This is a genomic window from Flavobacterium paronense (genome assembly GCF_030409795.1).
Classification (GTDB): Bacteria; Bacteroidota; Bacteroidia; order Flavobacteriales; family Flavobacteriaceae; genus Flavobacterium; species Flavobacterium paronense.
Genome location: NZ_JAUFQN010000019.1, coordinates 291,210 through 309,685, shown reverse-complemented (window position 1 = coordinate 309,685; position 18,476 = coordinate 291,210). Strand labels below are relative to the sequence as shown.

General features: G+C 35.2%; 21 protein-coding genes and 1 tRNA gene. 17 read left to right on the top strand and 5 right to left on the bottom strand.

The window, feature by feature from the left end:
• Positions 1–437 precede the first annotated feature (437 nt).
• The 7 genes from QWY90_RS03015 (at position 438) to QWY90_RS02990 (ending at position 6,001) form a co-directional block, all read left to right on the top strand.
• Positions 438–2,087 (top strand): hypothetical protein, encoded by a 1,650-nt coding sequence (locus QWY90_RS03015; protein ID WP_290284363.1) that lies wholly within the window; start codon positions 438–440, stop codon positions 2,085–2,087.
• Between the two features lie 3 nt (positions 2,088–2,090).
• Positions 2,091–2,759 (top strand): response regulator, encoded by a 669-nt coding sequence (locus tag QWY90_RS03010; protein WP_290284362.1) that lies wholly within the window; start codon positions 2,091–2,093, stop codon positions 2,757–2,759.
• A 128-nt stretch (positions 2,760–2,887) separates the two neighbouring features.
• Positions 2,888–3,103: an HTH domain-containing protein gene (locus tag QWY90_RS16245; RefSeq protein ID WP_369281096.1), complete on the top strand. Its 216-nt coding sequence runs from the start codon at positions 2,888–2,890 to the stop codon at positions 3,101–3,103.
• Between the two features lie 236 nt (positions 3,104–3,339).
• Positions 3,340–4,170: a sialate O-acetylesterase gene (locus QWY90_RS03005; protein ID WP_290284361.1), complete on the top strand. Its 831-nt coding sequence runs from the start codon at positions 3,340–3,342 to the stop codon at positions 4,168–4,170.
• Positions 4,171–4,211: 41 nt separating this feature from the next.
• Entirely contained in the window at positions 4,212–4,838 is a 627-nt protein-coding gene (locus QWY90_RS03000; RefSeq protein ID WP_290284360.1) for a hypothetical protein, read from the top strand.
• 130 nt (positions 4,839–4,968) lie between these two features.
• Entirely contained in the window at positions 4,969–5,769 is an 801-nt protein-coding gene (locus tag QWY90_RS02995; RefSeq protein ID WP_290284359.1) for a hypothetical protein, read from the top strand.
• A gap of 25 nt (positions 5,770–5,794) precedes the next feature.
• Positions 5,795–6,001: a hypothetical protein gene (locus QWY90_RS02990; protein ID WP_290284358.1), complete on the top strand. Its 207-nt coding sequence runs from the start codon at positions 5,795–5,797 to the stop codon at positions 5,999–6,001.
• Between the two features lie 213 nt (positions 6,002–6,214).
• Here the strand turns inward: QWY90_RS02990 and QWY90_RS02985 are convergent, their stop codons facing one another.
• Positions 6,215–6,955, bottom strand: a complete 741-nt coding sequence (locus QWY90_RS02985; protein ID WP_290284357.1) for a phosphatase PAP2 family protein — start codon at positions 6,953–6,955, stop codon at positions 6,215–6,217.
• A gap of 247 nt (positions 6,956–7,202) precedes the next feature.
• Between QWY90_RS02985 and QWY90_RS02980 the strand changes: the two genes are divergently transcribed.
• Together QWY90_RS02980 and QWY90_RS02975 are read left to right on the top strand one after the other, a co-directional pair.
• A tRNA-Met gene (locus tag QWY90_RS02980) sits at positions 7,203–7,275 on the top strand.
• Positions 7,276–7,528: 253 nt separating this feature from the next.
• Positions 7,529–7,981 carry a KTSC domain-containing protein gene (locus QWY90_RS02975; RefSeq protein WP_290284356.1) on the top strand — a complete coding sequence of 151 codons (453 nt, stop codon included), beginning with the start codon at positions 7,529–7,531 and terminating at the stop codon, positions 7,979–7,981.
• Positions 7,982–8,123: 142 nt separating this feature from the next.
• Here QWY90_RS02975 and QWY90_RS02970 read toward each other — a convergent pair whose 3' ends face one another.
• Entirely contained in the window at positions 8,124–8,978 is an 855-nt protein-coding gene (locus QWY90_RS02970; RefSeq protein ID WP_290284355.1) for a leucine-rich repeat domain-containing protein, read from the bottom strand.
• 216 nt (positions 8,979–9,194) lie between these two features.
• On the opposite strand from QWY90_RS02970, the gene QWY90_RS02965 reads away from it, so the two are divergent.
• Complete coding sequence (locus tag QWY90_RS02965) at positions 9,195–9,677, top strand: DUF1761 domain-containing protein (RefSeq protein ID WP_290284354.1); 483 nt, start codon at positions 9,195–9,197, stop codon at positions 9,675–9,677.
• A 59-nt stretch (positions 9,678–9,736) separates the two neighbouring features.
• A complete protein-coding gene (locus tag QWY90_RS02960; RefSeq protein ID WP_290284353.1) occupies positions 9,737–10,882 on the top strand; it encodes an 8-amino-7-oxononanoate synthase in 1,146 nt (381 codons plus the stop codon).
• A gap of 23 nt (positions 10,883–10,905) precedes the next feature.
• Here the strand turns inward: QWY90_RS02960 and QWY90_RS02955 are convergent, their stop codons facing one another.
• Positions 10,906–11,775 carry a diacylglycerol/lipid kinase family protein gene (locus QWY90_RS02955; RefSeq protein WP_290284352.1) on the bottom strand — a complete coding sequence of 290 codons (870 nt, stop codon included), beginning with the start codon at positions 11,773–11,775 and terminating at the stop codon, positions 10,906–10,908.
• A 65-nt stretch (positions 11,776–11,840) separates the two neighbouring features.
• On the opposite strand from QWY90_RS02955, the gene QWY90_RS02950 reads away from it, so the two are divergent.
• The 6 genes from QWY90_RS02950 (at position 11,841) to QWY90_RS02925 (ending at position 16,152) form a co-directional block, all read left to right on the top strand.
• Positions 11,841–12,806 (top strand): App1 family protein phosphatidate phosphatase, encoded by a 966-nt coding sequence (locus tag QWY90_RS02950; protein ID WP_290284351.1) that lies wholly within the window; start codon positions 11,841–11,843, stop codon positions 12,804–12,806.
• Between the two features lie 293 nt (positions 12,807–13,099).
• Positions 13,100–14,137: a helix-turn-helix domain-containing protein gene (locus tag QWY90_RS02945; RefSeq protein ID WP_290284350.1), complete on the top strand. Its 1,038-nt coding sequence runs from the start codon at positions 13,100–13,102 to the stop codon at positions 14,135–14,137.
• Positions 14,138–14,257: 120 nt separating this feature from the next.
• Entirely contained in the window at positions 14,258–14,923 is a 666-nt protein-coding gene (locus QWY90_RS02940; RefSeq protein WP_290284349.1) for a GIN domain-containing protein, read from the top strand.
• Positions 14,924–14,958: 35 nt separating this feature from the next.
• Positions 14,959–15,303: a hypothetical protein gene (locus tag QWY90_RS02935; protein WP_290284346.1), complete on the top strand. Its 345-nt coding sequence runs from the start codon at positions 14,959–14,961 to the stop codon at positions 15,301–15,303.
• Between the two features lie 2 nt (positions 15,304–15,305).
• Entirely contained in the window at positions 15,306–15,788 is a 483-nt protein-coding gene (locus QWY90_RS02930) for a DoxX family protein (RefSeq protein WP_290284345.1), read from the top strand.
• 1 nt (position 15,789) lies between these two features.
• Positions 15,790–16,152, top strand: coding sequence for a hypothetical protein (locus tag QWY90_RS02925; protein WP_290284343.1), 363 nt, complete (start codon positions 15,790–15,792; stop codon positions 16,150–16,152).
• Here the strand turns inward: QWY90_RS02925 and QWY90_RS02920 are convergent, their stop codons facing one another.
• Both QWY90_RS02920 and QWY90_RS02915 read right to left on the bottom strand, forming a co-directional pair.
• Positions 16,153–16,530, bottom strand: a complete 378-nt coding sequence (locus tag QWY90_RS02920; RefSeq protein WP_290284342.1) for a DUF4345 domain-containing protein — start codon at positions 16,528–16,530, stop codon at positions 16,153–16,155.
• Between the two features lie 12 nt (positions 16,531–16,542).
• Complete coding sequence (locus QWY90_RS02915) at positions 16,543–18,450, bottom strand: ABC-F family ATP-binding cassette domain-containing protein (protein ID WP_290284341.1); 1,908 nt, start codon at positions 18,448–18,450, stop codon at positions 16,543–16,545.
• Between the last annotated feature and the right edge of the window lie 26 nt (positions 18,451–18,476).

Below are 18,476 nucleotides of genomic sequence, written 5' to 3'. Positions count from 1 at the left end.
ATTTGATGTTGATGTTTATTGGTTTTTTTGACGAGGCTGTTTTAGAGGGCCGTTTTTTTAAACCTGACAGGTTTCTAAAACCTGTCAGGTTTAATAAAGTATCATGATTAAAACAGTAGGCATTTGAAGTTTGTTGCCGCCGTATTGGCAACGATTCATTTCAATTCAGAAAATGTGGCATGGAATTTGGAATTCGTTTGCCGTACATGATTTAAAGATTTAAAGTTACTATTTGGGAAGAGGTCGTCCGGGAGGGTGGCCTTTTTTTAATGTTCAAACCTGTCAGGTTTAGCAACCTTACCTTACAAAAAAACTCCTCATGGCTGAGGAGCTTTTTTTACAGTCTGCAGTGGAGAATCCGGAACCGGAACAGCTGGGTAAATAGTGTAATTACAAGATTCTGTTTGAGTCTACAATTAATTTAATAACTTCGGGGAATGATACGCAACATTGTACATTCCCTGATTTTATTGTTTAGCTTACTATTCTTTACCAGTTCCTGTACTAATCTTATAAACGAAAAAGAAAGGAAATATGTAGTACTGAGAGACAAAGGGGATGCCTCTTTTTATGAAAAAACACAGTTGGATAGTGCCTATTTTTATTACCAACTTGCCTATGAAAACTGTGCCGATAAAAAAGGGGAAAATGGTGCTTATGTATTACTTCAAACAGCGACTGTCCAGCAACATATTGGTGATTTTTATGGAAGTGAGGAAACAATAACAGAAGCACTCAGCACTTATGAAGGGACTCTTTACAGACCCTATTTATATAATATGTTGGCCATAGCCTATGACAAACAGAAAAAATTTGATGATGCCCTGCGTTATTATAAAATGGCCTATGCCAGTTTTAATGACCCCTTGTCAAAAGCAATAGCGCAAAGCAATATTGGATTAATTTATCAGGAAAAAGGCAACCATGATAAAGCCATTCAACTACTCAGTCCGCTTTTAAAAAATCGACCCCTGAAAGCTAATCCACCCCAAATTGCCAGAGTCCTGGATAATATAGGGTATTCTCAGTTTAAATTGAATAACGCCGCTGCCTATTCTAATCTTTACAAATCTTTGCAAATAAGAGACAGTTTACAAGATGTAATTGGTAGTATTCCGTCTAATATCCACCTGTCCGCATTTTTCATGGGTGTTGATAAGCCCAAGGCTAAACAGTATGCGGTTACTGCCCTTCTGGCTTCTAAGAAAGTAAACAGTCCTGATGACCAACTGGAAGCGTTGCGATTGTTAATTGAAAATAGTGAGCCAATAGCTGCGAAACAATACACAGCTGCCTTTATTAGCCTAAATGATAGTTTGACACTAAGTCGAAATTCGGCCAAAAATCAGTTTGCCAAAATCAAATACGATTCCAAAAAAGCGATTGAAAACGAACAAAAATACAAGGTGAATATGCAGCTTGCTGTGCTGTTAGCGGTACTAATTTTACTCTCTTCCTTTCTCCTGCTTTATTTTATCAGAAAGAGAAACAGAAAGAAACTGGTAGCATCCGTGTATGAAACCGAAAACAGGATAGCCAAAAAAATACACGATGAACTAGCCAATGATGTGTATCAGACTATGGCTTTTGCTGAAACTCAAAACCTCCAAAAAACAGAAAACAGGGAAGCCTTACTGGATAACCTGGAGAATATTTATAGTAAAGCCCGGGATATTTCACAAACCAACGCCGAAATCTATACCGATGAACGCTACAGCAACTTTCTGTTGGATTTAATAAACAGTTTCAACAGCAATGACGTTACTATTATCTTAAAAAACATATCCGCTATCGATTGGAGCAAAATCAATACGGAAACTAAAATTGCTATTTACAGGGTCCTGCAGGAACTATTGGTGAATATGAAGAAATATAGTGAAGCCAATTTAGTAATGCTGAATTTTGAAGACAGGGCAAAACTTCTGGAGATAAAGTACGCTGATAACGGCAAGGGAATTGACACGGCTAAGTTTTCAAAAAAAGGACTTCAAAATGCGGAAAACCGTATTGAGGCACTAAAAGGAACCTTTACTTTTGACAAAGAAGTTAGTAAAGGCTTCCGGGTGACCCTACAAATACCAAAGTAAGATATGTTTAAAAGAGTTTTATTAGCCGAAGATATAGACAGCATCAATATTGCAGTTATACAGACCTTACATGAATTGGGGGTAACCCAAATTGACCATGTCAAATACTGCGATGATGCCCTGTTAAAAATAAGAAAGGCAACTGCTGACCAAACGCCTTATGACCTTTTTATTTCTGATTTGTCTTTTGAAGCTGATCATCGCGAAGTAAAACTCAAATCGGGTGAAGAAGCCATACAGCAAATAAGAATACTCCAACCCGATATTAAAATCATCGTTTATTCCGTTGAAAACAAAAGATTCAAGATAAAAGCACTTTTCGAAAAAAGTCATATTAATGGTTATGTCCTCAAGGGCAGAGACAGTATCAATCAACTGAAAAGTGCGATTAAAAAAGTATATGAAGAAGATGCTATTTATCTTTCTCCAAGCTTGGAGCATCTCATGAGAGCCAGCGCTACCCGTGAGATAGATGACTATGATGTTAAAATAATTCAGCAATTGGCTGTTGGCATCACTCAGGATGATTTAGAAGCAAGATTTAAAGAGCTTGGCATACTGCCCAATAGCAAATCGACCATCGAAAAGCATATCAGTAAGCTCAAAGACCATTTCAGCGCTAACAATACCGTACACCTAATCGCTATTGCCAAAGACCTGGGCATAGCATAATCACTATTTTTTAAGTTTATAATTCCCCTTACGGTAAACCGTAAGGAATGCTCCTAGTATCAATATAAGTTTACAAAATGGTAGTACTGCATCTTGATTGCAGACCTAATGTTTAAAATTGTACCGTTTTGGATATAAGAGTAATTATAAAAATTCACGAGCTCATCAGCGCCAAACGTGCCGGAAATTCAGAAGATCTGTCTGACAGATTAGGGGTTTCTGTACGCACGGTGTATAATTATATCACTTACATGAAAATGGAACTCAATGCTCCAATAACTTATGATTCCCAAAATAGAAAGTACCGTTATGAACGGGAGTGTGAATTGAATTTCAAGGGGTAGTTTTTTTGGACGAATTTACTTTTGGACATTCTTACAATTTAAACATTTCAAAAATAAGCCAGCCTCAAGGTGTACATGAATTAAAGCTTACCTGGCAGTCCAACCCTACCAGCAATAAATGTGATAATTATAAAGTAAGGCTAAAAGAAATGGAGAAACCGGGGATACGCAGTAATAGTTTCATTTTTATAATTATCACAATCCTATAGTTATGGGCAAGCTAAAAAGACAATACGATGAAAAATAGTATATACAGTACAGCATTATTTATTTTCTTTTTAATTGGGTGTGGGGCAAAAGAGAAAGATAACAGAACCGAATTCTTTCCAAAGACTAAACTACCCACTAATAAAATTCCCGACAAAGAAAAGATTTGGGTTTTTATTCTTGCAGGACAATCAAATATGGCAGGACGGGGAAAAGTTGAACCAATGGACACCATACCTGATTCCAGAATTCTGACAATTAACAAAAACGGAAATTTAATACTAGCCAAAGAGCCACTTCACTTATATGAACCTGAAATGACAGGATTGGACTGTGGGCTTTCATTTGGAAAAGAGTTACTAAAACATATTCCTGATAGTATTTCTATCCTACTAATTCCAACGGCAGTTGGGGCTAGCTCTATAAGCCAATGGATTAATGATTCCATTTGCAAGAATGTCACTTTGTTTTCTAATTTCAGTGAAAAAGTAGAAATCGGAAAGAAGTATGGAACAATAAAAGGAATACTTTGGCATCAAGGAGAAAATGACGCACTAAAAAAAGAGACCATTGAAATATATGATAAACAATTGGGAAATTTATTCATCCTATTTAGAAATCAAATCGGCATTAAAAACTTACCGATTTTTATTGGGGAATTAGGCTCCTATTCACAAACAGAAGAAAATTGGAATGGAATAAACAAAAAAATAAGGACTTACATCAATACTGACACTTATGCCTATTTGATTAAAACAGTTGACTTGCTCGATAAAGGTGATCGGATTCATTTTAATTCAAGCGGTCAGCGAATTATAGGACAAAGATTTGCAAATGAATTTATTAACCGACAAAGATAGCCAGCGTAACTTTTGAATTCTAAACCTATAACAAACAAATTATGAAGCATAAACTATTTTTATTTGTATTACTTACAACTGCGACTTTTTCCTTCGCTCAAAAAAAAGACAAGAGAGAAGGAAACTACTCAATTCAACTTATTTCTGCTGAATCCCCAAAAGATATTCAACATGGAACAGTAGATTCACTTTCTTCTACCTATGAAGATGCTATTATTAAAATAAATTGGCAATATGCTGTTTCTCAAATAGGTTTTGACCTAACTAATAAATCTGAGAAAACCATAAAATTGATATGGGATGAAGCTGCATATATTTCAATTGAAAACGTGACTGAACGTATATTTCATAAAGGAATAAAATATATTGACAGAGAAAATTCTCAAACTCCATCATCAATTTATAAGAATTCAACTCTTTCTGATTTAATTTCACCAACAAGTTATACTCGTTTTGTTTCGGGACAATATGGAGGCTGGGTATCTTCACCATTAATTCCAACAATGTCAGCTGGAATGTTTTCAAAAAAAGTAGAATACAAACCAGAATTACTTGGTAAAACTGTAAGAGTAGTGTTGCCATTAAAGATGGAGGAGAAAACTTTAGAATATGTATTTGTTTTTAAAACAATATTTTTAGAAAAAAATCAAACTACTGTAAGACAATAATCGGAAATAAGACAAAGAGAGTGTCAATTGAATTTCAAGGGGTAGTTTTTTTATGCCATTACGGTTTTCCGTAAGGATTATATTTTTATTGGGTTTAAGTTTGGTTACTAATTCTAATAATCTAAACAAAATGAAAAAAATTACGCCATTCGTCCTATTGTGCTTTTTAACCTCTTGTAATCCAATAAGCACCTATTATCAGGTTTATAAAACCAAATCCGAAACCGTTAAACCATCCGGGAACTCAATGGTTTTTGAGGATAACAATTGCAAAATAAGTTATAATCTTTGGGCAAACAATGGAAATGCCGGTTTCACGTTTTACAACAAAACCAACGAAGTTATCTACCTTCAATTGGATGAAAGTTTTTATGTAATCAATGGTAATGCCTATGATTATTATCAAAACAGAATCTTTACCAACTCAAACAACACGGCAACAAAAACTTCAAAGACCTCAGGGATTTCACAATTAGGCTGGCTTTCGTTATCGACCTATACCTCTAATACAGTGGCGACAAATAGTTCAAGCGGAGTCCAAATTGTAGAAGCTAAAGTTGTAGCCATCCCTTCTAAATCCTCCAAGAGTGTTGCTGAATTCAACATTACTCAAACCATTATCAGAGATTGTGATTTACTGCGATACCCAACTTCAAAACAAACCAGCACTAAAGGGTTCTCAGAAGACACATCTCCTTTAAACTTCTACAATAGTATAACCTATAAACTCGGAGATAAAACTAACAAGGTAAAAAACGATTTCTATGTTTCAGAAATAACCAATATTGCCTACAAGGATGCTTTCAGACAGGAAAAAAATACGTTTTGTAATCAAAAAGGAGGAGGAATCACCACTGTTTTTATAAACAGTGCTCCTGATAAATTTTACCTCACTTATACTAAAACACAAGCTGATACTTGGAAATACTAATCAATAATCATCTAAAAGCAAAAGAATGAGCTTATACTATGTTAATATCAATCCACAAAAAAATGGCGATCATGAAGTACATACCTCTGAGTGTGACTTCCTGCCGAATTTTATAAACAGAAAGTATTTGGGTGTTTTTACCAAATGCAAATCGGCCATAGCCGAAGCAAAAAAGACTTACCGACAATCTAATGGCTGCAAAACTTGTACTCAAGAATGTCATACCAGTTAAATTTATGACTGCGGAAGTGTTTGCTCCGGGATAGTCTGTGGTATTCTGTCTCGGTTGCAAACACTGAAGTATGGCATAGATTGTTAATAAGAACTCAAAGACTGCATTTTGATTGCTGAGTGGAATTGTAAAATTGTTATGTTTTACAGGATAGCTATTTAAATAAAGTGACGTTCGCATTCGAATGACAACTATTGATTTAAAAGATCCTCCTCAAAACCGTATACACAGATACACCCCTTTCTGATTATCCCCCAACTGCGGAAGCAACGTCACATTAGTTGTCTTCCTGAAAGGATTCCATTTAATAATGGGGTCAAACGAATAGATTACCTCGGTTACGAAAATACCTATCCCCGCACCTGCCAACACATCAGAAAGGTAGTGCTTGTTATTCATCATTCGCATTGTTCCGGTAGCAGTCGCAAAGGCGAAGCCACTATAGGCAAGAATGGGACTTGTGTCCTTAAATTCCTCATAAAGTACGGTGGCAATTGTGAAAGCGTTTGAAGTATGTCCAGAGGGGAAAGACTCAGCGTCTGTATCACCATTAGGCCTTATTTTATGAATATTCTTTTTTAAGGTAACGGTAATAACATTCGTTGCCAGTATCGCCAGGCCCAAATTCTTGCTTTGGTCAAACCAGTGATTTTTAGATTTTACCCCCAGAATATCGGCAGCATAGAGCTGAATGATGGGTATGCTTCCTGTAAAATCGTCAATATTGGTACTGAAATCGTTTCCCACACTGTTCCGAATGTCCTTTTGCAATGATTTTTCAAAGGTGCTGTTACTAATTAATACGCTTGCCGTTAGCAATCCGATAGGTAAGATGGCTTGTTTCAGCAGTCCTTTTTTGGGGACGGTTTTAACGGTAATCGTATCTATCTGGGCATTGCTCTCTATAGCAAAGAACAGTAGGATCAGGACTAAGTAAAAAGGGGTTGCTTTCATGCTGTTTGCTTAAACGTATGCGTTAGCTTATTCATTTAGTAAAGCTACGTGAAATTTTTTAGCTTCCTGTATACTTGCAATCCGTTGTTATAAAGAAATATTCGGCTACTGATTGCATTAGAAAAAAACACTCCAACTGATGTTAGGTGTACTATAACTTTGAAAGGCTGCAACTCAGCTCCTTAGTAATTTTTTCAACTTTTTACTTGACTTATTAGATTTTCGTTGTATATTTGCACCCGAACAGCGCGGGATAGAGCAGTAGGCAGCTCGTCGGGCTCATAACCCGAAGGTCACAGGTTCGAGTCCTGTTCCCGCTACTAAGTAAAAAGCTTCTCAGAAATGAGGAGCTTTTTTTGTGGCTTCTCGGTGCATTTTTGGTTACGCCAAAAACACTCGAAGTGACGGTAGAGGGACAATTTAGACATACAGGATTAAGGCATCATAAACGCTTCCTTTTTTACACCCTAAAAATAAAAAATCGTTAATTTTCAAATCAGTGCTTATATATCTAAAGTAAAGAACTACTTTTGCACGAAATTTAAAAAACCTAAACGGTTATATTCCAATAAGATGAATACAAAAAAAATCATTGAATACAGAGCCTTACTTGGCGTTACTAAGACTGCTACCTTAAAAGAGCTAAAAACAATTTACAGAAACTGTATGAAGGATATCCATCCGGATACTATTCAGGATGCTGTGGAACGTTTGGCAGCAGAAGAAAAAAGCACGGAGATAATTGCGGCTTATCATTTCCTGGTAAGTATTGCGCCGGAAACTTTGGAAAAAGACAAAGCGGAATATACCCGAATCACTACAAGCACCAACATTGCCGATTTTTATTACGAGAAAGGCGTGCTGTATGTTACTTTCCTTGACGGAAGTGCTTTTGAATACTTTGGGGTATTAAGACCCATTTACATCAAAATGGTGAATGCTGAATCCCCAAGCCGTTTTGCCAGAAGACACATTTACAATGACTATATCTACAGAAGTACTTCTAAATTAGTAGCTGCTGAATAGCTTCTTTATTTAGTTCTAAATACAAAAAAGGTCTTGATTTCTCAAGACCTTTTTAACCTAACAAAATTTTATAAACACAAAACATTTGATATTAAGAGGAGGACTGCCAGTAGCAGTCAGGTATTTTCTTCCTCTTTATTTACTATTCATCTGCAGCAAAAGCTGAGTTTTTATCGATATTGACTTTTAAAGTAGTAGCAACACCCTGCTCATTTACCATAGTCATATTTAAAGTATCTAATTTAGATAAGTTTTTAGAAACCAATCCGTTGAACATATTATAAGAGATGTTCATTTCTTTCAATTTTCCTAATTTCTCTAAATCAAATGGTACTTGACCATCCATTTTATTTTCAAACAAACTCAAGGTTTCTAAGGAAGAAAGGTTTGAAACTTCTTTATCCAATTTTCCGGTAAGTTTATTACTGTTTAATAACAATACTTTCAATGATTTCAATTGATAGTATGACATTGGAATTTGTCCTTCAATTTCGTTGTTGAATAACGAAAGTGTTTCCAAATTTGATAAATTTCCAACTGCTAAAGGCAATACACCTGTTAGTCTGTTCATGTGCATTTCAATAGATTTCAATTGGGTATCATTTCCTAACGATTCTGGTAAAGAACCTGAGATTTGATTGAATGCAACATTCAGTTTAGTCAAACTTTTTAAGTTCCCAATAGATTCCGGTAAAACACCAGTTAAATTATTTCTGAAAAGATTTAATACCTGTAGCGAAGTTAAGTCACCTATTTCTTTTGGCAATTCACCATTAAGGTTGTTATTAACCAATTTAACAGAAACTACTTTGTCGTTTTGGATTTCAACACCATACCAAGTGGTTACCGGTGATTTTAAATCCCATTTGTTAATCCATTGCGTTCCTTTAGTGGCTTTGTTTAATTTAATTAAGGCATTCTTTTCGGCTGAAGAGATTTCTGCAAAACTAGAAGCCGAAACTAAAAGTAGTGTTACGTAGGTAAAAATTGTTTTCATATCATTTATAATTTGAGGTTTATGACGAAGTAAAACTAGAAGTATAGTCGTTTAAAAACAAATAAAATCGATGAACTGCATTATTGACTTGATTTTTTATTTATTTATCTTACAAATATTTGCAAAATTCCTATTAAATTGGAATCCCATGTCGGGAAAAATTGATTTAAAAAATATTTTTTACATTTGATATACTAACCAATTAAACTTAAAATTATGAACATCAATTTTTTAGCATTACTACTTGCTGCTTTGTCAACACTGGTTGTTGGATTTATTTGGTACAACCCGAAAGTTTTTGGAAACATTTGGATGAAAGAAGCCGGATTAAAAGAAGAAGACATGAAAGGTGCCAACATGATCAAAATGTTAGGCGGTTCTTTTATCTATGCTTTCTTAATGGCCTTTATTTTACAGATGTTAACCATACATCAATTTGGCGCTTTAGGAATGGTTGGTGGTGATCCATCAAAAGCCTTACCTTCTTTTAATGCCTTTATGGCTGATTATGGAACCGCTTTTCGTACGTTCAAACACGGAGCCTTACATGGTTTTATAACTGGGTTGTTTTTAGCACTTCCTTTAATTGGAACCAATGCATTATATGAAAGAAGAAGTTTTAAATATGTGCTGGTCACAGGTGGCTTTTGGATGGTTTGTTTCTTAATTATGGGAGGAATAATCTGTATGATGCAGTAATTTAACATTTAATTATAGACCAATCGCTCTACATTTGTAGGGCGATTTTTTTTAGCTTATTGGAAACAACTACCTATACAATATATACTTCGATTGCGCAACTTCCCGATTCCTGGGATGAAGTTGCCCATGAAAATGCTTTTTTGCAAGCACCCTATTTAAAAGTTTTAGAAGATTCGGCTCCCACAAACATGCAGTGTTTCTACATTGGTATTTTTGAAAATAACGTTCATATTGGCGTAGCGCTGGCGCAATATCTTAATTTGAATAAATTAGAATCGTTTGGCGACAGAGATAAATGCCTTAAAACCTATGCCAGGAATTTTGTTTTCAGAAATTTTGGTTCGCATGCTTTATTTCTTGGCAACAATATGATAACCGGACAAAACGGTTATGCTTTCAATAAAGAAATTGATGCCAAAACTATTGGCGAACTTCTTTGTAAATGTGCTGATGAAATTACGCTTTACTTTAAAAAGCAAAATGTAACTATTCACATTGTTTCCTTTAAAGACTTTTATCAAGAGTGCGCCAGAGAACTTAAAAGAACATCGTTTTCTGAGATGTATGAGTTTAACACGCAACCCAATATGATTTTTGAATTGCGTCCACAATGGAAAACAAATGATGATTATGTAGCTTCCTTTTCTAAAAAATACCGTGACCAATACAAACGCGCTCACAAAAAGTTTGAAGGTATTGAAACCCGGGAATTGTCTTTGGATGCTATTATATCGCAAGAGCCCCGGATTTATGAGTTGTATCATCATGTGGCCAAAAATGCGCCTTTCAACACTTTCTTTTTGGCTAAAAATCATTTCTCTTCCTTTAAAAAACAATGTGGTGAACGGTTTATACTGGTTGGTTATTTTTTAAATACTGAATTGGTTGGTTTTCATACGCTATTGCTCAACGGTAACACTTTGGAAACCTATTTTTTGGGTTATGATGAACAAATTCAAAAGGAAAAAATGCTCTATCTGAACATGCTCTACAACATGAACAAATTTGGTATTGAAAAGCAATTTAAGAAAATAATCTTCGGAAGAACCGCCTTAGAAATTAAGAGTTCTATTGGTGCTCAACCCGTTGTAATGTCGGGCTTTATTTATCATAACAACAAATTGATAAATACCTATTTTGATAAAATATTTCCACGCTTAGAACCAACATTGGTGTGGCAGCAAAGGCATCCGTTTAAATAAAAATTAAAAAAACTTATTACAAACTACGGAATGGCTACTTTCAATTGTTTGTGTAAAATTTTAATGTCGAGATTAGTTTCGGCTCCACAGTATTCGCCATCCATTTGAAAACTTACGGGAGAATCTAATTCTATTATAGCCTCGTTTGTAGAAATTATTTCCACATCATCAGAATCTAAGGGCATATTTCCGTAAATGATTTGCCCCAGAATAATCAAATCGAAATTTTTTAAAATTACCAATTCAAACTTACCGTCATTCATAACTCCATTTGGATTGATTACCACTCCTGTGCCATATTTTTTGGCATTCGCAATAATAATCATTCTGGCAGCATATTCATATGTAGTGTTTTTTGCTTTAATTTTTGCGGTAAACGGCTCACCCGAATCAAACAATGTGCTTATTGTATGTAAAGCGTAGCCTAATTTTCCGTGAATATCGCCTTGCTCATAATTCTTTATAAGTTCAGCATTAAGACCTATATCACTTAAATGTAAACTAATCTTTTCATTTATGGTAATAACATCTATTTCGATAAAATGATGCAAAAAAGCGATTTCCAAATTTTCTTCCAAGGACAAATTTAAATCCAAATCTAACGCAAAACCATTAGCCGAACCGGCAGGAATAATTCCCAAAACAACAGCTTCTTTGGCGATAGCTTCGGCGACCATTCTGATAGTTCCATCACCACCAATAATGATAATTCGTTCCGGTTTATGGAGATTGTAGAGCTTTTTAATATTTTCAACATCATTCTTCCCTGAAGTTTCATAAAGTATTGATTGCAGCTTTTCCTTTTTAGCAAAAAGCAATGTGGCAGTGATTGTTTCCGATTTGTCAAAAGCTCCGGAAACAGGATTCACTACTATTATGATATTCTTTTTCAAACTTTACTTCTTTAATTGCTTAAAAATAATTAATTTACAGCTCCTTTCAAAAATTATAATGTTAAATGAAACCAATCCTAAAATTGTATCGTGGTTATGCAAACGAGCAGGAATTGATTGTGATGGGACATGTATTCAGACCAACAGCAACACGAGATTATAATTTTCAGAAAAGAAACTTAAAAAATGCACGTTCCATAATTGAACTCTTTAGCACCAAAACGCAAGCCAATGCTGATGTTTTTTTGGAGCATAATGGCATTAAAATCCACACCAAAACATTGGATGACGGCTACTTTAAATTCTGTGTTCCGCTGGACCAATTTGAAAAATACGGTTGGATTGACTATCAGGTGAATATTATTTATAAAGATAAAATTATCGCTGCCAAAGAATCTTATATTCGGCCACACAAAGGAAATTTTGGAATCATTTCTGATATTGACGATACTTTTTTAGTTTCTCATTCATTAAATCCTTTCAAAAAATTATACATTTTATTATTTCGAGACATTCATAAACGAAAAGTTTTTGACGATGTGGTTACCCATTATCAGGCTTTGAGTTTTGCCGGAATACAAAACAAAGAAGAGCAAAATGCTTTTTTTTACGTGTCCAGCAGTGAATGGAATTTGTACCGATTTATTATCAAATTTACAGAAATTCACCAATTGCCCAAAGCCGTTCTGCTGTTAAAAGATATCAAAACCAAGCTTTCTGATTTTTTCCTAACGGGAAGAGGCAATCACAATCACAAATTTGAAAAAATAAAACACATTTTAGAGTTTTATCCCAATCTGGAATATATATTGCTTGGCGATGATTCTCAAAAGGATGCGTATTTATATGAAGCTATTTGTAAAATATTTCCCGTAACGGTAAAAGCGGTTTATATCAGACAAACGGGCCATCATAAAAAAGAAAAAATCATGTCACTCTTAAGGAATTTAGAAACATTGAAAGTCTCTGTCTGCTATTTCAAAGACAGTAGCGAAGCTATGGCCCATTCCAAAACTATTGGAATTATTTAAAAATAAAAACAATAGGTAAATAAAGAACCATCCAATATCTATACAAAAGCTGAAACTGCTTTAGTTGGTGAAAAAAACCATTCTTTGACAGAAAACCAAACTTTATTATCTTTAACCAAATTTAATATATGCTTTTTGAATTTGGATTTTATTCTTCACTCCTACTTATAACTTTTTCGCAAGGAATAATTTATAGTTTTCTCTTATTAAAAAAAGCCATTCAAACAGAGGTTAAGTCTAACTATTGGCTGAGTCTCTTCATTTTTTTATGCAGTTTATACATTGCTCCCTGGATGCTGGGATTTGCCGGTTGGTATGACAATCAGCCCTATCGGGATTTTCTGTTTTACACGCCCTTTCAACACTTACTTTTTATTGGCCCGATAATTTATTGCTACACCCAGAGTCTTCTGAATCCTGCTTTTCGTTTAAGCAAAAGCAATTTTTTTCATCTTATTCCGGGAATCTTGTATTTGTTGTATTCGCTATTTATGTGGATTTATGACAAGTATATTTTTAAAGATTACTATTTCTACAAAGACGGTATTGATAAAGATTTTGAAAGTTGGTACCATAATTTAGGACTGATTTCGATGGCTATCTACTTTATAGCTTCTATTCGCTATTATAATTTGTATCGAAAATTAATGCTTCAGGTTGTCAGTTATGCTGATAGTATTTTATTTAAATGGATTAAAACCTACCTGTATAGTTTTTTAATAATGCTTGTGCTCCCGATTCTCTTTAATGTCATCACTGTCTTTTATCCGCAACTAAACTCCTATACAGGCAGTTGGTGGTTTTTTCTGTTCTTTTCTATTATCATGTATTATATAGCCGTAACCGGTTATGCCAATCCAATAGTAACCAAAATCCCCTTTGAAGTTTCGGTCTTTGATAAAAAGCCTGCTTTACTTTTGGCTACTAATTTCAGTTCCGAAGAAGCGGTAATTGACATTGAGCATGAAATTTTTGAAGCACACACCTCGCCCGAAATCGAAACCTGGAAAGCGAAAATCGAGTCTTTAATGGAACTCCAAAAAGTGTATCAAAACCCGGAATTGACGCTAACTGATTTAGCCGAAAAACTGGATACGAATGCTGCGGTGATCTCTAAAACAATCAATCAGGGTTTTGGATTAAACTTCAACGACTTCATCAACAACTACCGAATAGAAGCCATAAAAAACAGTTTCCAACAAGGTGAACACAAAAAAACTACATTACTCGGAATAGCTTTTGACTGTGGCTTTAATTCTAAAGCAACTTTCAACAGAGCTTTCAAAAAAAACACCGGGCTTTCGCCAAAAGAATTTATAGAAAAGCTATAGTCCTTTTATTCACAACACTTCCCGTTTACTACTCAATTGGTCTCAAATCATAATTTGAAGCGATTGGTCCTACTTTATGCTGCAATTTTGCCTCAGTAATAATCACTAAAACTTCCTGTTATGAAAACAATTCTGTTTGCAATCGCAATGTCATTAACCAGTTTCTTGACAATGGCCCAACTCAAAGGTTCCGGAAAAACCACAACCCAATCGTATGATTTTAAAAACTTCGACAAAGTCTATTTCGAAGATTTAGATGGTAAACTCGAAATTGAAATCGGGAAAGCTTTTAGCATTACCGTCACGATTGATGACAATTTAGAAAGTCTCTTTTCTATTTCAGAAAATGCTTCCGAACACGAACTAACCGTTAGTTTCAAAAACAACAAAAACAACTGGAAATACATTGAAGACACTAACTTCAAAATTAAAATCACAATGCCCGAAGCCTCCGTAATTAAAAATAGAGGCAACAGTAATCTGAACATCAAAAATGCAATTGGTCGGTACTTCAGAATAGAAAATATAGGAAACGGAGATACCAGAATAAGTGGTACAACAGACAGTTTAGAAGTTGTAAAAAGTGGTAATGGCGACATTGATGCAGAAAAACTGACAGCCAAAAAAGCCGTTATAAAAAATACTGGCAATGGCGATGTCACCGTAAATGTTTCTCAGGAACTTACCGCCAAATTAAACGGAAACGGTGACATAAAAAACAGTGGTAAAGCCAAATTTGACACTAATTCTAAGAAGACCGGTAACGGCGATTTAATCAACATATAGTTTCAATCTCAATCAAATTAGAAAATCAAAACATCATGAAAAACCTATTTAAAATTTCCATGTCAACTGCTCTTATTCTTCTTGCATTTTCTTGCAAAACGGTAAATATTTCTCCTAAACAAGCTTCGATTACTGTTCCTGCCAAAGGCGCAATAAGCATTTGGCAAAATATAGAACATGCATCATTTTCACTTCATTTAGAGAACAAGAATACAACAAATTCCTGTGAAGCTTACACTGTTAAAAACAATGTGGAGAAATGGATTTCCCCATCTCTTTTAGCCGATTCAACACTTGATTTTACGGTTCCAACTAACGGTTCGGTTTTACTTAAAAATTTTAGCAACGAAAATTTAACCATCACATATACCATTGAATAATCATGAGAATTCTCAACCAAATTACAACACCTGTTTTATTACCACACTGGTCACAAGATTTACTATTGGCAATCCCTCGTATGGTATGTGGCTATTTACTAACGGCAAATTTTGGTGCCCAAAAATTTGGCTTGCCCTGGTCTCCGCCCGAAAATGGGCTTGGCTTTTTTGAAGTCGCCTTTTGGTTTCCACAAGATGTGGCGCATTATGGTGGCATCTTTGCCATTACGCCAGCGTTCTTTGCCTGGATGGGCGCCTTTTCTGAAGCAGTTGGTGGCTTATTTTTATTATTCGGATTTCAGACCAGGCTATTCTCCTTTTTGATTCTTTGCACGATGTTGGTTGCCATTTTTATGCAACAAATTCAAAATGGCTTGTGGAATTGTTTACCGGCTCTTGGGTTTCTTTGGGTTAGCTTGTTCACGATGGTATTAGGGTCGGGTCGGTTTGGAGTAGATTATTTGATAACTAAAAAAGTAAAGTAAAATGAAAAAACAACTATTTATCGTTGCGGCCATAGCCCTGTTAAGTTTAAATAGCTGCGTTCAAAAAACGCAGTGGCGCACCGTAGTTTTTACGCTCAATGTTTCAGGAATTCCGAATATCAAAACAGTGGGTGTACGTGGTTGGGACAGTCCCTTATCTTGGGACAAAGATTTTCCTATGAAAGAAGTAGTTAAAGATAGTTTGTATCAAGTCACTATTTCCGGCAGAACAGGAAGGCTTTATACTGAAATGAAATTTTCGATTAACGGTCAGTTAGAAGAAAAGATTGCTAACAACCGACAAGTCTATTTTGATACCAAAAGCAATGTAACTAAGGTAAATTTTGTTTTTGATAAGGAATAATTACAGTGCTTTTTTTGAAGCTCTATTTAGCTGTAGCTGGTATAGAGCATAAAGCCCTAAAACCAATTCGCCTATTGTTCCGATAACAAAAATAGTAGATGGTATTCCGTCATAAAACATAGAAAGTATTCGACCAAATGCCAAACCCAGCATAAAAATCATATTGGACATCGTTGCTGTTTTCCAAAAAGCAGGTTTCAGTAATCCGATAATCCAGAGTGTAGAAAAACCAAGATACAATCCCATAACTGCCTTGAAAATATTGGCTTCATCTATCGAATTAATAGTAACATCAAAAAGTAAATTGGGCTGAAAACCATATATAAACCCTAAAGGAAGTACAATTAAACTTGAAATGATAAGGTGTATGTTTTTCATAAATCAGGCTTTTCACATTAAATCAATCTCACCTTGAATCACTTCCCATTCTTCGAGTAATCGGTCTAATTCTTTTTTCTTTTTGTTGTACGCCATAAAGAAATTTGCATCTTCAATGTGCTTGTCATAATTGGATGCCAAAGCTTTGTCATCAGCCTGAATATCAATTTCCAATTGTTTGATTTGGCTTTCTACTTTACTCAAACGATTTTGCAGTGATTTACTTTTCTTTTGGTCTTCATAGGAAACTTTGGTTGTTTCCTTTGGAGCTTCTTTTTTGGCAACGTCTTTTTTCTCCACTTCACGCATGTTTTCCATGTTGCGTTGCTCTAAGAAATAGTTAATATCGCCTAAATATTCTTTGATTTTTTGGTCTTTGAATTCGTAAACGATATTCGACATTCCCTGAAGAAAATCCCTGTCGTGAGAAACCAACAGCAAAGTGCCTTCGTATTTTTTTAAGGCCGCTTTTAATACATTCTTCGATTTAATATCGAGGTGATTCGTTGGTTCATCCATCACTAATACGTTTATTGGCTGCAGTAATAATTTACACAAAGCCAAACGATTGCGTTCGCCACCCGAAAGTACTTTAACTTTTTTCTCTACATCATCGCCACGAAACAAAAAGGAGCCCAACATATCCCGAACTTTAGAACGATTGGTATCGGTAGCCGCATTGGTCATGGTTTCCAATAAGGTAATTTCGCCGTCTAAATATTCTGCCTGATTTTGGGCAAAATAACCCAACTGCACATTGTGTCCCAGTTTTATGGAACCTTGGTATTTAAATTCATTGACGATGGCTTTCATAAAGGTAGATTTCCCCTGACCATTCTGACCCACGAAAGCAATTTTACTCCCGCGTTCCACCAAAAGCGAAATGTCTTTTAAAATTGTTTTATCACCGTAGGCTTTGGTTACATGTTCGGCTTCGATAACTACTCTTCCCGGAACTTGTGATACCGGAAATGAAATATTCATTACTGAAGTATCATCTTCATCTACTTCGATGCGTTCAACTTTATCTAGTTTTTTGATAAGCGATTGCGCCATGGATGCTTTGGAAGCTTTGGCTCGGAACTTTTCGATTAGCTTCTCGGTTTCCTCTATTTTCTTGGCTTGGTTTTTTTGTGTAGCCAATTGCTTTTCGCGGATTTCTTCACGTAAAACTAAATATTGTGAATACGGTTTGTTGTAATCATAAGCTTTGCCTAGAGAAATTTCAATCGTACGATTGGTCACATTATCCAGAAACATTTTATCGTGGGAAACGATTACGACTACGCCGGGAAAGTTTCGAAGAAATCCTTCCAGCCAAATGATACTCTCAATATCCAAGTGATTCGTTGGCTCATCCAGCAATAAAATATCGTTGGATTGCAATAATAATTTGGCTAACTCTATACGCATTCTCCAACCACCTGAAAAAGTATCGGTTTGGTTGTTGAAATCTTCTCTTTTAAAACCTAGCCCTAATAATATTTTCTCGGTATCGCCAACATAGTTATAGCCGCCAAGTAACTCAAAACGATGGGTATAATCGGATAAATCTTCGATAATTTGGCTATAGGCCTCGCTTTCATAATCGGTTCTAGTTACTAATTGGTGGTTGATACTTTCCAGTTTTTTTTCAACTACTTTTATTTCGATAAATGCTTCATAGGCTTCTTCAAGCACTGATCTTCCTTGTTCGAAATCGATATCCTGACGAAGAAAACCCATTTTCACTTCCTTCTCGGTTGCAATCTGACCTGAATCCGGTTTAAAATCTCCAGCTAAAATTTTTAGCATTGTCGATTTTCCGGCACCGTTTTTTCCTACCAGTCCTACTCTATCACCAGAGCCTAATCGAAAAGTTACCTCTTCAAAAAGATAAGTGCCGCCAAAAGAAACCGATAAGTTATGGATATTTAACATAGAGAAAAAGAATAGTTTATTAGTAT

Bases quoted from the DNA above. Each gene is read 5' to 3' on its own strand.
- QWY90_RS02930 (WP_290284345.1), top strand. From the start codon at position 15,306: ATGAGAATTCTCAACCAAATTACAACACCTGTTTTATTACCACACTGG.
- QWY90_RS02945 (WP_290284350.1), top strand. From the start codon at position 13,100: ATGCTGGGATTTGCCGGTTGGTATGACAATCAGCCCTATCGGGATTTT.
- QWY90_RS03000 (WP_290284360.1), top strand. From the start codon at position 4,212: ATGAAGCATAAACTATTTTTATTTGTATTACTTACAACTGCGACTTTT.
- QWY90_RS02995 (WP_290284359.1), top strand. From the start codon at position 4,969: ATGAAAAAAATTACGCCATTCGTCCTATTGTGCTTTTTAACCTCTTGT.
- QWY90_RS03005 (WP_290284361.1), top strand. From the start codon at position 3,340: ATGAAAAATAGTATATACAGTACAGCATTATTTATTTTCTTTTTAATT.
- QWY90_RS03015 (WP_290284363.1), top strand. From the start codon at position 438: ATGATACGCAACATTGTACATTCCCTGATTTTATTGTTTAGCTTACTA.
- QWY90_RS02940 (WP_290284349.1), top strand. From the start codon at position 14,258: ATGAAAACAATTCTGTTTGCAATCGCAATGTCATTAACCAGTTTCTTG.
- QWY90_RS02965 (WP_290284354.1), top strand. From the start codon at position 9,195: ATGAACATCAATTTTTTAGCATTACTACTTGCTGCTTTGTCAACACTG.
- QWY90_RS02950 (WP_290284351.1), top strand. From the start codon at position 11,841: ATGAAACCAATCCTAAAATTGTATCGTGGTTATGCAAACGAGCAGGAA.
- QWY90_RS02970 (WP_290284355.1), bottom strand. From the start codon at position 8,978: ATGAAAACAATTTTTACCTACGTAACACTACTTTTAGTTTCGGCTTCT.
- QWY90_RS02925 (WP_290284343.1), top strand. From the start codon at position 15,790: ATGAAAAAACAACTATTTATCGTTGCGGCCATAGCCCTGTTAAGTTTA.
- QWY90_RS02915 (WP_290284341.1), bottom strand. From the start codon at position 18,450: ATGTTAAATATCCATAACTTATCGGTTTCTTTTGGCGGCACTTATCTT.
- QWY90_RS02975 (WP_290284356.1), top strand. From the start codon at position 7,529: ATGAATACAAAAAAAATCATTGAATACAGAGCCTTACTTGGCGTTACT.
- QWY90_RS02920 (WP_290284342.1), bottom strand. From the start codon at position 16,530: ATGAAAAACATACACCTTATCATTTCAAGTTTAATTGTACTTCCTTTA.
- QWY90_RS03010 (WP_290284362.1), top strand. From the start codon at position 2,091: ATGTTTAAAAGAGTTTTATTAGCCGAAGATATAGACAGCATCAATATT.
- QWY90_RS02990 (WP_290284358.1), top strand. From the start codon at position 5,795: ATGAGCTTATACTATGTTAATATCAATCCACAAAAAAATGGCGATCAT.
- QWY90_RS02935 (WP_290284346.1), top strand. From the start codon at position 14,959: ATGAAAAACCTATTTAAAATTTCCATGTCAACTGCTCTTATTCTTCTT.
- QWY90_RS02985 (WP_290284357.1), bottom strand. From the start codon at position 6,955: ATGAAAGCAACCCCTTTTTACTTAGTCCTGATCCTACTGTTCTTTGCT.